The sequence below is a fragment of the Bradyrhizobium sp. AZCC 2176 genome (assembly GCF_036924645.1).
Classification (GTDB): Bacteria; Pseudomonadota; Alphaproteobacteria; order Rhizobiales; family Xanthobacteraceae; genus Bradyrhizobium.
This window is the reverse complement of the sequence record NZ_JAZHRX010000001.1, coordinates 5,742,342-5,756,552: the sequence shown is the minus strand read 5'-3', so window position 1 is coordinate 5,756,552 and position 14,211 is coordinate 5,742,342. Positions and strand designations below refer to the sequence as shown.

The following is a 14,211-nucleotide window of genomic DNA, read 5'->3' as shown; positions in this document are numbered from 1 at the left end:
AAAAGCTGGAGATAGAGGATGAAGAAGTTTCTGTTAGGTACGGTTGCTCTCATTGCATTTGCCGCGCCTGCGGCAGCCGCTGATCTCGCGGCGCGCCCCTATACCAAGGCGCCGCCCGCGCCGGTCGCCGCCATCTACGACTGGAGCGGCTTCTACATCGGCGCCAACGGTGGCTGGGGGTCGGCCCACAAGTGCTGGGATCTCACCGCCGACGCCTTCGGTCCTTTCGTTCCGCCCTTGGCCGAAGGATGCCACGATGCAACTGGCGGCACGGCCGGCGGTCAACTCGGCTATCGCTGGCAGGCCGGTACCTGGGTATTCGGTCTGGAAGGGCAAGGCAACTGGGCTGACTTCAAGGGCTCCAACACAAGTCTGGCCTTTTTCACCCCCCTCAGCACCATCGAGAATGAGTCGAAGATCAATGCGTTCGGACTGATCACCGGTCAGGTCGGCTATGCCTGGAACAACGTCCTGCTCTACGTAAAGGGCGGCGCGGCCGTGACCAGCGACAAGTACAGGGGTATCGAAACCGCAACCGGGCTTCTTGTCGACAGCGCCAAGGAGACGCGTTGGGGCGGCGTCGTTGGTGCCGGTCTCGAAGTCGGCTTCGCCCCGAACTGGTCGGTTGGCGTCGAGTACAACCACCTGTTCATGTCTGACCGCGACGTCAGCTTGACGGCATCCGGCAACTTTGCTGGTTTTCCGGCCGGCTCGTTCTCGAGGACTTCTAGCATCAGCCAAGACGTTGATATCGTCACCGCTCGCATCAACTACAGGTTCGGCGGCCCGGTCATCGCGAAGTACTGATCGCCGCTTTCAACCAATCAACACCGAAAAGGCCGGCTTCACGCCGGCCTTTTTTGTTTGGGTGTACCGCTTTGTTTGGGTGTACCGCGGGATCGTGCGCACCTGCAACGGTTGCATTGCGCATACATTTGCCGTGGATGTGCTCTTAGGAGACAGCCTTTGCTGGTATCGCTTTTGGCTAACTGCGCAGGCAACCTCAAATTGACGACTCCTGCAGTTGGCTTCCTGCTAAAACTGCCTGCGCCTCCGTTCCGTAACCCGGAACGGAGGCGCTTGTTTTTGAGTTGGTCCGATTGGATCTGCTGACGGCTGCTGCCAAAAAGCGCCAATTCAAACAATCGGTTGATGATTCGCGCGCGGCACTGGAAATCACTTGCCGTTCTTCCTATGTTCCGACTTTCAATCATCGGCGCCTGATCCCGGCATTCGCCGGCAATGCGCGCCCAACGTGGCGCGTCTCCCACGCGTCTGGAAATGCCGATATGGATGAAGTGCTCAGGGCGAAGCGCCAACAACCCGCCGGCTCCGCATCGCGTGCGATAACCATCCGCGGCGCGCGCGAGCACAATCTCAAGAACGTCGACCTCGAAATTCCCCGCGACAAGCTCGTGGTGTTCACCGGCCTCTCCGGCTCCGGCAAATCCTCGCTCGCCTTCGACACCATCTATGCCGAGGGCCAGCGCCGCTATGTCGAGTCGCTCTCGGCTTATGCGCGCCAGTTCCTGGAGATGATGCAGAAGCCGGACGTCGACCAAATCGACGGCCTGTCGCCTGCGATCTCGATCGAGCAAAAGACGACGTCGAAAAACCCGCGCTCCACCGTTGGCACCGTCACCGAGATCTACGACTACATGCGCCTGTTGTGGGCCCGCGTCGGCGTGCCGTATTCGCCCGCGACCGGGCTGCCGATTGAAAGCCAGATCGTCTCGCAGATGGTCGACCGCGTGCTCGCGCTGCCCGAAGGCACAAGGCTCTATTTGCTGGCGCCGGTCGTGCGCGGCCGCAAGGGCGAATACAAGAAGGAGATCGCCGAATGGCTCAAGAAGGGCTTTCAGCGCGTCAAGATCGACGGCACCTTCTATGAGCTTTCCGACGCGCCGACGCTCGACAAGAAATTCCCGCACGACATCGACGTGGTGGTCGACCGCATCGTGGTCCGTCCCGATCTCGGCCAGCGCCTCGCCGAAAGCTTTGAGACCGCGCTGAAGCTTGCCGAAGGCCTGGCTGTGATCGAATATGCCGACGCGCCGGCGAGTGCGGCGGAGGAGAAGAAGTCCGACAAGAAGACCGCAAAGATCCACGACAAGAGCGGGCCCGAGCGGATTCTGTTTTCGGAAAAATTCGCCTGCCCGGTTTCCGGCTTTACGATCCCCGAGATCGAGCCGCGGCTGTTCTCGTTCAACAACCCCTATGGCGCCTGCCCGGCCTGCGGCGGCCTCGGCGTCGAGCAGCATATCGACGAGGACCTTGTCATCCCCGACAAGGAACTGACGCTGCGCAAAGGCGCGATCGCGCCGTGGGCCAAGTCTTCCTCGCCCTATTACATCCAGACGCTGACCGCGCTCGGCAAATTCTACAAGTTCACGCTCGACACCAAGTGGAAGGACCTGCCGAAGAAGACGCAGGCAGCCCTGCTGCACGGCTCCGGCGACGACGAGATCAAGTTCTCCTACGAGGACGGGGTGCGCTCCTACGATACCAAAAAGCCGTTCGAGGGCGTCATCACCAATCTCGAGCGACGCTACCGCGAAACCGAAAGCGAATGGGCGCGCGAGGAGCTGGCAAAATATTTCTCCGACATCCCCTGCGCCGGCTGCAACGGCCACCGCCTCAAGCCGGAGGCGCTGTGCGTCAAGATCGGCGGCAAGCACATCGGCGAAATCTCCGAACTCTCGGTGAAGCACGCCGGCGAATGGTTCGAGGGCGTGCCGAAGGCACTCAACGCGCAGCAGAACGAGATCGCCGCGCGCGTGCTCAAGGAGATCCGCGAGCGGCTGTCCTTCCTGCTCGACGTCGGCCTGAACTATCTCACCCTCTCCCGCTCCTCCGGCACGCTGTCCGGCGGCGAAAGCCAGCGCATCCGCCTGGCCTCGCAGATCGGCTCGGGGCTGACAGGCGTGCTCTACGTGCTGGATGAGCCCTCGATCGGCCTGCACCAGCGCGACAACGCGCGGCTGTTGGAGACGCTGAAGCGGCTGCGCGACCTCGGCAATACCGTGATCGTGGTCGAGCACGACGAGGACGCCATTCGCCTCGCCGACTACGTTCTCGATATCGGTCCCGGCGCCGGCATGCATGGCGGCCACATCGTGGCGCAAGGCACGCCATCGGACATCATGAAGAACCCGAAATCGCTCACGGGAAAATACCTCACCGGCGAATTGTCGGTGCCGATCCCCGAGCGCCGGCCGCCGAACCACAGGCGCACCATCAAGGTCGTCAACGCCCGCGGCAATAACCTCAAGAATGTCTCGGCGGAAATTCCGCTCGGGCTCTTCACCTGCGTCACCGGCGTCTCCGGCGGCGGCAAGTCGACGCTCTTGATCGACACGCTCTACAAGGCGATCGCCCGCAAGCTGAACAACGCCAGCGAAGGCGCCGCCCCGCACGACCGCATCGAGGGGCTGGAGCATATCGACAAGATCATCGACATCGACCAGTCGCCGATCGGCCGTACCCCACGCTCGAACCCCGCGACCTATACCGGCGCCTTCACGCCGATCCGCGAGTGGTTTGCCGGCCTGCCCGAAGCCAAGGCGCGCGGCTACGAGCCCGGCCGCTTCTCGTTCAACGTCAAGGGCGGCCGCTGCGAGGCCTGTCAGGGCGACGGCGTCATCAAGATCGAGATGCACTTTCTGCCCGACGTCTACGTCACCTGCGACACCTGCAAGGGCAAGCGCTACAACCGCGAGACGCTGGAAGTCCTGTTCAAGGGCAAGTCGATCTCCGACGTGCTCGACATGACCGTCGAGGAAGCCGCCGAATTCTTCAAAGCCGTCCCCCGCGTCCGCGAAACGTTCAAGACGCTGCACCGCGTTGGTTTGGACTACATTCACGTTGGCCAGCAGGCGACGACGCTCTCCGGCGGCGAAGCCCAGCGCGTCAAGCTGGCAAAAGAATTGTCAAAGCGCGCGACCGGACGCACGCTCTACATCCTGGACGAACCGACCACGGGCCTGCACTTCCACGACGTCGCCAAGCTGCTCGAAGTGCTCCACGAACTGGTCGCCCAAGGCAACACCGTGGTTGTGATCGAGCACAACCTCGAAGTCATCAAGACCGCCGACTGGGTGATCGACTTAGGCCCCGAAGGCGGCGACGGCGGCGGCGAAATCGTCGCTTGGGGCCCGCCCGAAGACATCGTGAAAGCGCCGCGGAGCTACACGGGGAAGTTTTTGGAGCCGGTGTTGAAGAAGGCAGCGGGCAAGCCGCGGAAAAGCAGTAGCGCGAGTGAGGCGGCGGAGTGAAGCGCGGCTGAGCGTCACCATGCCTATCTTTTCACGCCGCAGACTTCAGGGCATGCTCGATACGATCGGTCCAATGATGACTGTCGGACAAGCCAACGATTTGGTGAATCGCCTCGAAAATAATGACACAACGTCAGTATTGAGTGGTGAAATTGAGGGACTTCGATGCACGTCAAGGACATAAAATCCATGAAAGCAGAAATAAAGTTCTCTGCGCGCCTTTTTCAAGAATTTATCGCCGGCAGAATTTCTGCCGACCATTTTCGTGGGTTGAATGGAGCGCTTGAGCTATTTGAATCTCAAATGAAGCAGGGCCAGACCTTGAGCGGGGCGCGCTTGGAATCCGCGGGCATCGACCAAGATGATGATTACCTTGTCTTTCAGTTTTCGCCTGATCCAGCCGCACGACCGCTCAAGAATCCAAAAACTTAAGCGCGTAGGATAGGCAGCAAGCGTAACGGGGATTTGCGAAGCGCGTAATCTGTCGCTTCTCTCCACGCGCGAACGGCAGGCTACTCCTTCGGCTAATCCCGCCGACGCCCTACACCGTCCAATCGCCCTACACCGTCCAATAATGCGGATGCGGACGCGAGCGGTCGCCCCAGTCGAAGGCGTCATCATCGAGCTCGGACGGGCCGGCGCGCAGTTCCTCCAACGTCAGCTCGACCACGAAGGCCTGACGCGCGGGATCAAACCTGAGTGCGTCCCACCGCACAGGATAATGGTGGTGGCTGGCAAGTATCCCGCCGGTTTTTATCACGGCATACGCGACAGTTCCGCTCACCTTGTCCAGCATCAGCCGCTCGATCGTGCCGAGCCTTGCGCCGTCTCGCCCGTAGACGTTCGCGCGCTCGACGAGGTCACTGGGCACCAGGGTATGAGGCATGGCGTCCTCCCTGTTTTTCTCTCTTCTTTTGGGATTATAGCACAAGCGAGCCCGGCATGCGGGCGTCAGGTCGTCGCGGCGCACCGAAGCTAGGAGGTCCTACGGCCTCTACCGCCGCAGAAACGTCCCGAACGCCCGCGGACCGTCGCCGACCTTGATCTCGCTTGTCACCTTCAGCTCGACCGCATCGATCACGCTGATCGAGTTGCTCTCCCAGTTCGCCACGACGATGCGCCGGCCGTCTGCCGTCGCCGCGATCCCTTCCGGGTAGTCGCCCACATTGATGCGCTTGAGCGGCGTCAACGTCGAGAGATCGAACACACTGACGGTGCCGTCATACTGGTCGGTGACGAAGCCGCGGCCTTGCGCGAGTGCGACCGCATAGGGGCGCAAGCCCGTCTTCACGCGCCCGACCTCGCGGGCCTCCGCGATGTCGATGACCGACACGTCGTTCGATCCGACATTGGCGGTATAGGCGCGCCGGCCCTCGGCATCGATGGTGATGCCAAACGGGCGCTCCCCTACCTTGATCGTGGCCCGCCGCTGGCGCGTCGCGGTATCGATGACGGACACGCTATCAGCATCGCGGTCCGCCGAGAGCAGCAGCCGCCCGTCCGGCGTCACCGCGAGGCCCGACGGCGAGGCGCCGACCGCGATATCGGCCATCACGCGCTGTGCGGCCGGATCGATCACCCGCACCGCCGCAGCGTACCAGTCGGCCACATAGACGGCAGCGCCGTCCGGCGCCACCGCGACACCGAGCGGACCGCCGCCTGTGTTGATCCTGCCGACGACCCGGCGTGCGGCGGCGTCGACCACCGTCAGCGCCTTGGCGTCGGGGCTCGTCACATAGGCGAAGCGTCCATCCGGCGTGATGGCGACGCCCGCGGGCTTGCCGCCGATCGCGATGGTCGCGACCGGCTGCAAGGATGTGAGATCCACGACCGTCAGATTTTCGCTGAGCTGATTGGTGACGAAGGCTTCCTCGGCCCACGCCTGCCCGGCCAAAGCGCCGCCGATGCTGGCGACGAGCGCCAGAGCAACAGCCCGCACGATCAGCTTCCGCTTTCGACCTTCTTCTTCAGCGCCTCGAGGCCCGCGCGATAAAGCCCGCTCACTGCCTTCACCGCGGCCTCGTCGCTCAGCTCCGGCGGCGGATCATTGTTGGGAAAGCCGCGATAGAACGCGCCGGCCCACTCCAGGCTAGTCCCCTTGCCGTCGGCGCTGGGCGTCACCGTCAGGGTGGACGAATAGTTGGTGACCGGCAACACCTTCACATCCACGGCGGTGATCCGGTACGAATAGCTCATCTTCTCGGCATCGTATTTGTAGAGTTCCTCGTCGACGGTCGCGCCGTCAGCCAGCGTCAACCGCCGCGTGGCCTCGATCGCGTTTCCTTTGGTGCCCTCGGTCTTGCTGACCGGCGGCAACCAGCCCATGTCCTGGAAATTGCCGATCGCGGCCCACACCTTGGCCGGCGGCGCGTTGATCTCGATCGATTCCCGTACCTTCTGCCGGGTCGGCCCATGCGCCCAGGCGATCCCCATCACTGCCAGCGCCGTCACCACGGCCCCCACCCTCGCGAGCGTCAATCTCATGTCGTTTCCTCATGGTCTTTATTGGCCCGCGCAGGCGCGCGGCGGCGTTATCGTAACGCATTTTCAGACCAAAGGAGGCTGGTTTGTGGCGCCGCCGGGACGCGGCGTTGCATCGGATGGTACCGTAGGACGGGTAGAGCGCAGCGAAACCCATCACCTCCGCAGACGGTGGATTTCGCGGAGTCTATCATCGGGCCGGCCGAAAGGCCGGACCCGTTGGCTCTACCCACCCCACGGCCTCACTCCTCGATCGCCGCCTGCACAAACCCCGCCGGATCCTCGCAAAACTCCCGCATGACCTTGTAGTGATCGGTGTCCTTCACCCTCACCGGCTCCAGCCCATACTTCGTCAGCCGCAGCAGCGTCGCATTCGGGTACGCCATCAGCATCGGCGAGTGCGTGGCCATGATGATCTGGCAATGGCCGATATTCTCCATCCGCCGCATCAGCTTCAAAAACTCCATCTGGCGCGCGGGCGACAGCGCGGATTCCGGCTCGTCGAAGATGAAGATGCCCTGCCGTTGGCAGCGCTCCTCGAAGAAACGCAAAAACCCTTCGCCGTGGGAATGGGACAGGAAGTCCGGCGGAGGGCCTCCTCCCATTGGATATTTCTGGGCCATCTCGTCTAGGTATCGGGCAACCGAGAAAAAGCTTTCGGCGCGGAAAAACCAGCCATTGGTGATTTTGGGTAGCCAGCTCGCCCGCAACGCGTTGGACAATTGCCCCCCCATTTTTTCCAACGCCCATGAGTGGTCGACTGTCATGTACCCCTTGCCGCCGCCGGCTTCGTCATAGCCGGCGAGCACGGCGATGCCCTCGAGCAAGGTGGATTTGCCGGTGCCATTCTCGCCGACGATGATCGTGATCGCCCGGTCGAAATTCAGCTCGAAATCATCGCGCAGCAAGGGCAAGCAGAACGGATATGCCTCGCGGTTCGCGATGCGCGACGGTTCGAGCCAGATGCGCTTGAGATACGGCGCCGGCAGATTGATCGGGCGATTTCGTTTGGAAGCCATCGGCTCGGATCCCGGGGAAACAAAGTCGTTCGCTACGGTTATACAGGGAATGCCGTACAATCCTAGATGGCGAGCCGCCCAATGCAAAGCGCCACCTACACCCTCTTCCGCAACGCCATCCTCGGCGAGCAGCAAATCGTCTGCCGCTATGACGGCCGAATCCGCGAACTGTGCCCGCACATCATCGGCACCAACAGACGCGGCGAAGAGGTCGTACTGGCCTGGCAGTTTGGCGGCGAAAGCTCAGGGCCGCTGCCGCAATGGCGCTGCCTGAAACTGGCTGGTGTCAGAAACGCCCGCGCGCGCGAGGGCCGTTGGCATGAAGGCGGCTCGCATCGCGTCACGCAGACCTGCGTCAGCGATATCGATCTCGACATCAATGTTCACGTGCGAAAGCTGCGGTGAAGCAAACCTCGGGCGATCAGCGCCGCGAGAACGCGAAACTGTATCCACCATCATTGCGAGCGAAAGCAAAGCAATCCATGCACCGTCACAAAGAAGGAGTGGATTGCTTCGCTTCGCTCGCAATGACGTGGAGAGGCCGCAGCGTACTGAACACCCGCACACGCGGACACAACGATCTCAATTGCACGAACGCCGTCGCCTCTCTTCGCAGGTCGAACAATTCCGCGCCACACGTCGCCGCACTGCTGTCGAAATAGCAACCTGCCCGCGCCAATGCGCGGTCGTGCTTCGGTCCAATTTTTGCCGGCATATGCATCGTATGGTTAATACGCAAGCGATCGTTCTCACATCCGCCAAACGTCGCTTGCAGACGGCTCTTTGAGGGCGCGTTCGCGCCCGCTTCCACAACGATACGTCACCATGCCGGCGTGATCGGTTCGCTATCGAGCCCGCAGGGGGTTATACGGATGTTCAACTTTAGGGGACAAAACATGAAACGACTACTTCTAGCTGGTGTGGCCCTTTCGGTCGCGACCGCGGCCTCGGCCGCCGACATGCAGGCGCGGCCCTACACCAAGGCTCCTCCGGCTATGGTGTCTCCGGCGTATAACTGGTCCGGCTTCTATATCGGTGCGATGGGCGGCTTTGGCTGGGGAAGCGGCGATAGCGATGGCAGCGGCGGTTTTGGTGGCGGCACGATCGGCTACAACTGGCAGCTCCCCGGCAGCCAGTTCGTGTTCGGCGTCGAAGTCGACGCCGCCGGCGCCAGCATCAAGGACAGCTTCACCGAGGACCAAGGTGGCGGAATCCTGCTCACGCAGGAAAACAAGATCAACTCATTCGGCAGCGTGACCGGCCGCGCCGGCTTCGCGATGGATGCGGCGCTTCTCTACGCCAAGGGCGGCTACGCTTGGGCCAACAACAAGGCCACCATTTCAGCGTTTGGCACGACGTTGGCTTCGGATAGCCAGACTCATTCCGGCTATACGATCGGCGGCGGCCTCGAATATTTGTTCACGCCGAGCTGGTCGGCCAAGGCTGAGTACATGTACACCAGCCTCGGCAGCGAGATCTATAATCTGGGAGGCCCGCTGGATTCCGGCAACATCGACTTCCACACCATCAAGGTCGGGGTGAACTATCACTTCCGGTAAGACGGGAATGTAGCTGCGTAGGATGGGCAAAGCGTAGCGTGCCCACCATTCAGCATGATGCGCTCCGAGAGATGGTGGGCACGGCGCTAACGCGCCTTTGCCCACCCTACGGAGCTTACGAAAAACTCAAATCACCTCGAGCACCAACTCCATCGTCATCAGCACCGGATTGTCGCCGCGCATCAGCCGGCCCTCGGCAATGCCGCCGAGATAATCGACCAGCGCGACGTCGAGCTCGGCCTGCAGCGTGCCGTCAGCGCCGGGCGCCACGGTGCCGGCCTTGATCGCAAGCTCGGTCGCAAACGGCACGACGCTCCGCCCATCGGCGAAATGCGCGCCGATGGTGGAGCCGACGCCGCCGTGAATCCGCGCGCGCAAAATTCCATGCTGCCGACAGAAGGTCTCCAGCGCCACGGCAAAATCCTGATTCGGCCGCAGCCGGAGCGCGAAGGCACGGCTCTCGGCCTTGACATCCGTGCCGGCGCGCGCGACGGGACCGAACAATTTGAAATTGGTCTCGGGATCTGGCTCGGCAACAAACATCGCGCCGTCGATGCCTAACGCTTCCACCGCGAACGATTCGGCGACGAAGCTCTCCTCGGGGAGAATGTGGCCGCCATGCAGATGTCCGTCAGTCTCGGTCCACAGTCCATGGCAATGGAAGAACGGTGCCCCGTCGCGCTCGCCCAGCGTCATTGCGCCGAGTTTCGGCCGCGTGATGCCGGAGGGCCGGAACGTGTCGCTGTAGAACGCCGCGTTTGCGCCGGTCTTCGATAGCGCCGGCATCACATAGGCAAACGGCCCAAGCGCCCCTTCCCGCATGCTCAGCACGCCGCCTGAAAATCCAGCTTCGGCAAAGCCGCGGCGCGCGGCCTCGAGCAGCGGCAGGCCGGCGCCAAGCGTGAATGAAAACGCCCGTCCCCGCGCCTCGACCCATTGGATGCGTTCGGGCGCGGGCGGCCCGGGCTGCGCGATGCTGCGCATCGCCTCAGCTACCCGTCTTGGAGACATTGTCATTGGACGCGTTTTCGTCACGCGAACCGGAAGCCACTTCGCTCGAAAACGCTTTGGCCTCAAGCAGCCCTCGCGCCTCGAGTTCGTCGCGGACCAGCCGCTTCGGAATCTTGCCGTAGCCGGACTTCGGTAACGCCTCCCAGAAGAAGAAGCGCTTCGGCATCTTGTAGCGCGGCACCTTCGGCGCCAGGTACGCGGCCAGCTCCGCCTCGCTCACCGCGGCTGCGCCTTCGCGCGCGACGCAGACGGCTACTCCCACCTCACCCCAGAACGGGTCGGGCACGCCGAGAACGGCGACTTCGCCGATCGCGGGATGAGTGAGAATCTTCTCCTCGACCTCGCGCGGATAGATGTTGGAGCCGCCCGAGATGTACATGTCGGAAGCGCGGCCGGTGATGTAGACGAATCCCTCCTCGTCCATATGGCCGAGATCGCCGGTACGAAACCAGCCGTCGCGAAACGCCTTCGCGTTGGCCTCGGGGTTGTCGTAATAGCCGGCGAACACGGCCGGCCCGATCACGCAGATCTCACCGGTCTCGAAGGCTTTAAGCTCGCGCCCGTCGTCGCCCTGGATCGAGACCTGCATGCCCGTACGCTCGAAGCCGCAGGTGCCGATGCGGGCCTGCGGGCCGTCCTCGGCATCATGCAGGCTGGCCGGCATGACCGTGATGTTGCCGGTGACCTCGCCGAGCCCGAAATATTGCACCAAAACCTTGCCGAGCTTGCCCAGCGCCGCCTTCTGGTCCTCGCGGTACATCGGCGCGCCGGCATAGATCACGAAGCGCAGCGAGGAGTGATCGTACTTATCGACTGCAGGATGCTCGACCATCATTTTCAAAATGGTCGGCACGGTGAAGATGTTGCTGACGCGATGCGCCTCGATCAGCCTGAACGCTTCCGCAATGTCGAATTTTTCCGAGGGCAGCAGGATGGTCGGCACGCCGCGCGCGGCCTGCACGAGCTGGTGCACGCCGGCGCCGTGCGACAGCGGCGCGACCACTAGCGAGGCATCCGTCTCGGTCGTGCCGGGCATCAGGTCGGCGAGATGATTTGTTACCACAAAGGCCATCTGGCCATGGGTGAGCACCGCCGCCTTGGAGCGGCCGGTGGTACCCGAGGTGAAGAAGAACCAGCAGGGATCGTCGTAATCGACCGCTGCGTCGTCGACCTTGGCGCCGGCCTGCGACGCGATCACGTCGCTCACCGCGCGCTCGCCAAACGTCCCCTCTCCGATCCGCCAGATGAATTCGAGCGCCGGATTGGCCGCCGCCGTGGCGTGGTCCGGAAAATCGCCATGGCACAAAAACGCCTTCGCGCCGGAGGCGGTGGCGAGATAGGCGACCTCGTCCGGCATCAAGCGGAAATTGGTCGGCACCCAGACCGCGCCGAGGCGGAAGGCCGCGAACATCGACCAGAACATCTCGTCGCAATTTTTGGAATGGACCAGGACGCGGTCGCCCTTGACGACCCCGCGCGCGGCGAGGCCCGCCGCCAGCGCGGAGACGTGACCGTCGATCTCGCGCCAGGTCCAGGATTTGTCGCCCCAGATGAAGCCAATGCGCTCGCCATGGCGGCGGGCATTCTGGGTCAGCATGTGCGCCAGGTTCATCACCCGGCGCGACATCCGCGCCAGGCCGCCGCGCGGGGTGGGAATAGTCACGGTTTCAGTCAATGGGAATCAACCATCACGCTTCGAAAGACAGACATAGAACATCGCAACGATAGCAGAAAGCCTGCCGCCTGCTCAAATCCGGACGTGAACTCATTCAAGGTGGTTGCAGAGAAGCAAGAGGCCGACAAGGCCGTCATCGCGATAGCCGCCAGGGGCCACCGGCGAAACCGGCCGACCAGACCATTCGTTATGAATTCGTCCACGAGGCGGGCGGATGGAAGATCGACGAGATCCAAGTTGTCACCGATGGCGCGGCGTGGCAACTCCGCGCCATCATCATCGACTTCCTCAAATACTAGAACCTTGCGCGATGGCTTGCCGATCCCGCAAGATCGGCAAGCCGTCATCGGGAATTACTGCGGATGGTCGGCCAGTTCCTGGTCGCTCAAGCGCCAATCCTGCCAGAGCTGAAGCGCGCCCAGCACGACAACGATTGCACCGAGAGCGACATGCCAGGCCCGAAGCATGTCGTCGCCGGAGTAGCCGAGGACGAACGGTGAGGCCATCAGCCAGAGGCCGAGCGCGATTTCGCCCACCTCCTCCCAGCGCTGCAGTGCGACATATTCGAGCTGGGCCAGACCGAAGACCAGCATGCCGACGACGAACGTGTTCAGGATCATGGTGCTGCGTTCGGCGTCCATCACGTCATGGCTTGAGAAAGGAAACCACGGCGATACCACGATCAGCACGCCAAGCAGCATGCCGAACCAGTCTTCCCATGTGCGATGTTTGCTGAAGAAACCAAAGCCCGACATTGTAAACCTCCCCTTGAAAAAGAGGCATACGTCGGCGGCCGAGATCACAGCTTACCGATATCGAACCCAGACCCGGCCGCTTCGGCGGCGTATGTCATCCAAAAGACGTAGGAACCCCGCCACCCGTTGCAAGACCCAGCCTGCAAAGATCCCGCCAGGGGAAACCGCATGTGTTCCTATTGCGCTGCACCAAGCTAAATGAAACGGTGAATCATTGAGGGAATCGCTGCATGGCCGCCGTCCGCGACAACAAGGCTCAAAACCGCTTTGAACTCGACGTCGACGGCGCTGTCGCGTTTGCGAACTACCGCGTCACGCCCGCAGCGGTCATCATCACCCATACCGAAACGCCCCGTGCGCTGCGCGGCCGCGGCATCGCTTCCGAACTGGTCAAGGGCGCGCTCGAGCTGATCCGCGCCGACGGCCGCAAGGTCATCGCCGGCTGCGGCTTTGTCGTGGACTATCTGCACAAAAATCCGGAATTTGCCGACCTCACGGGGTGAGCCAGGGCACCTTCGCAAACCGCTGTCGTCGCTGCGAACGCGACATGGGCGATATTCTCGCCTACCATTGCCTTCCATGGTGATGGGCCCCTGCTTTTTCGCAGGGGCGACGGCGGCGGGTGTGGTACTCCTAAACGATCCGGATCGACATATCCGGCAAGCCTTCGAGCTTGCACAGGAGCACGTCGCCCTTCACGACCGGGCCGACATTTTCCGGCGTGCCCGAATAGATGATGTCGCCTGCCTTGAGCTCGAAGGCTTCCGACAGCTTGGCGATCTGCTCCGCCACGCTCCAGATCATGTTCTGCAGGTTGGAGTTCTGCTTGACCGTGCCGTTCACTGCCAGCGAAATCGCGCCCTTGGTGAAATGGCCGGTCTTGGCCGCCGGATGAATCGGCCCAAGTACGGCGGAGCGATCAAAGCTCTTGCCGATTTCCCACGGCTTCTTCTCGTCGCCCATCGCGCGCTGCAGGTCGCGCCGCGTCATGTCGAGGCCGAGCGCATAGCCATAGACGTGGTCGAGCGCCTTCTCCGCGGGAATGTTGATGCCGCCCGACTTCAGCGCCGCCACCAGTTCGACCTCATAGTGATAGTTCTTGGTGAGCGAGGGATAGGGATGATCGCCGACACTACCGATGGCGACATTCTGAATCGCGTCGGTCGGTTTCTGAAAGAAGAACGGCGGCTCGCGATTGGGGTCCGAACCCATTTCGCGCGCATGCGCGGCATAGTTTCGCCCGATGCAATAGATTCGCCGCACCGGAAACACGTCGGTCTCACCCACGATCGGGATCGTCGTCGTGCCGACCGGAAAAATAGATTTCGGGCCGGCCTGCGCTGCGGCCGCGCCGGCCTCCATGCCCGCACCGGCCAGCGCCAGCGCGCCCGTTGCCAGGATGGTCCTGCGATCGACATTGCTCATTGGCGTCCTCCT

14 protein-coding genes are annotated in these 14,211 nt (G+C 62.4%); 6 read left to right on the top strand and 8 right to left on the bottom strand.

Annotated features, from left to right (window positions below; genetic code table 11):
• The first annotated feature begins 18 nt into the window (after window positions 1-18).
• The 3 genes from V1288_RS27060 (at window position 19) to V1288_RS27050 (ending at window position 4,706) form a co-directional block, all read left to right on the top strand.
• Window positions 19-807, top strand: coding sequence for an outer membrane protein (locus V1288_RS27060; protein ID WP_334359933.1), 789 nt, complete (start codon window positions 19-21; stop codon window positions 805-807).
• A 482-nt stretch (window positions 808-1,289) separates the two neighbouring features.
• Window positions 1,290-4,274 carry an excinuclease ABC subunit UvrA gene (gene uvrA / locus V1288_RS27055; protein ID WP_334359932.1) on the top strand — a complete coding sequence of 995 codons (2,985 nt, stop codon included), beginning with the start codon at window positions 1,290-1,292 and terminating at the stop codon, window positions 4,272-4,274.
• A gap of 189 nt (window positions 4,275-4,463) precedes the next feature.
• Complete coding sequence (locus V1288_RS27050) at window positions 4,464-4,706, top strand: hypothetical protein (protein WP_334359931.1); 243 nt, start codon at window positions 4,464-4,466, stop codon at window positions 4,704-4,706.
• A 127-nt stretch (window positions 4,707-4,833) separates the two neighbouring features.
• On the opposite strand, the gene V1288_RS27045 is transcribed toward V1288_RS27050, so the two are convergent.
• From V1288_RS27045 to V1288_RS27030, 4 genes are all read right to left on the bottom strand, one after another.
• Window positions 4,834-5,160, bottom strand: coding sequence for a PRC-barrel domain-containing protein (locus V1288_RS27045; RefSeq protein ID WP_334359930.1), 327 nt, complete (start codon window positions 5,158-5,160; stop codon window positions 4,834-4,836).
• 108 nt (window positions 5,161-5,268) lie between these two features.
• Complete coding sequence (locus V1288_RS27040; protein WP_334359929.1) at window positions 5,269-6,213, bottom strand: YVTN family beta-propeller repeat protein; 945 nt, start codon at window positions 6,211-6,213, stop codon at window positions 5,269-5,271.
• A gap of 2 nt (window positions 6,214-6,215) precedes the next feature.
• The gene (locus tag V1288_RS27035; RefSeq protein WP_334359928.1) at window positions 6,216-6,758 is read right to left on the bottom strand and encodes an SRPBCC family protein; all 543 of its coding nucleotides are present in this window, start codon (window positions 6,756-6,758) and stop codon (window positions 6,216-6,218) included.
• A gap of 239 nt (window positions 6,759-6,997) precedes the next feature.
• A complete protein-coding gene (locus V1288_RS27030) occupies window positions 6,998-7,774 on the bottom strand; it encodes an AAA family ATPase (RefSeq protein WP_334361412.1) in 777 nt (258 codons plus the stop codon).
• 81 nt (window positions 7,775-7,855) lie between these two features.
• On the opposite strand from V1288_RS27030, the gene V1288_RS27025 reads away from it, so the two are divergent.
• Entirely contained in the window at window positions 7,856-8,179 is a 324-nt protein-coding gene (locus V1288_RS27025) for a hypothetical protein (RefSeq protein WP_334359927.1), read from the top strand.
• 491 nt (window positions 8,180-8,670) lie between these two features.
• Window positions 8,671-9,333 (top strand): outer membrane protein, encoded by a 663-nt coding sequence (locus V1288_RS27020; protein WP_334359926.1) that lies wholly within the window; start codon window positions 8,671-8,673, stop codon window positions 9,331-9,333.
• 126 nt (window positions 9,334-9,459) lie between these two features.
• Here the strand turns inward: V1288_RS27020 and V1288_RS27015 are convergent, their stop codons facing one another.
• The 3 genes from V1288_RS27015 to V1288_RS27005 all read right to left on the bottom strand — a co-directional run bounded on the left by V1288_RS27015 (window position 9,460) and on the right by V1288_RS27005 (window position 12,774).
• Entirely contained in the window at window positions 9,460-10,317 is an 858-nt protein-coding gene (locus V1288_RS27015) for a PCC domain-containing protein (RefSeq protein ID WP_334359925.1), read from the bottom strand.
• A 4-nt stretch (window positions 10,318-10,321) separates the two neighbouring features.
• Window positions 10,322-12,007, bottom strand: coding sequence for an acyl-CoA synthetase (locus V1288_RS27010; RefSeq protein WP_334359924.1), 1,686 nt, complete (start codon window positions 12,005-12,007; stop codon window positions 10,322-10,324).
• Window positions 12,008-12,372: 365 nt separating this feature from the next.
• Complete coding sequence (locus V1288_RS27005) at window positions 12,373-12,774, bottom strand: SPW repeat protein (protein ID WP_334359923.1); 402 nt, start codon at window positions 12,772-12,774, stop codon at window positions 12,373-12,375.
• 230 nt (window positions 12,775-13,004) lie between these two features.
• Between V1288_RS27005 and V1288_RS27000 the strand changes: the two genes are divergently transcribed.
• Window positions 13,005-13,277, top strand: coding sequence for a GNAT family N-acetyltransferase (locus tag V1288_RS27000; protein ID WP_334359922.1), 273 nt, complete (start codon window positions 13,005-13,007; stop codon window positions 13,275-13,277).
• Between the two features lie 130 nt (window positions 13,278-13,407).
• Here V1288_RS27000 and V1288_RS26995 read toward each other — a convergent pair whose 3' ends face one another.
• A complete protein-coding gene (locus V1288_RS26995; RefSeq protein WP_334359921.1) occupies window positions 13,408-14,199 on the bottom strand; it encodes a fumarylacetoacetate hydrolase family protein in 792 nt (263 codons plus the stop codon).
• Window positions 14,200-14,211 lie beyond the last annotated feature (12 nt).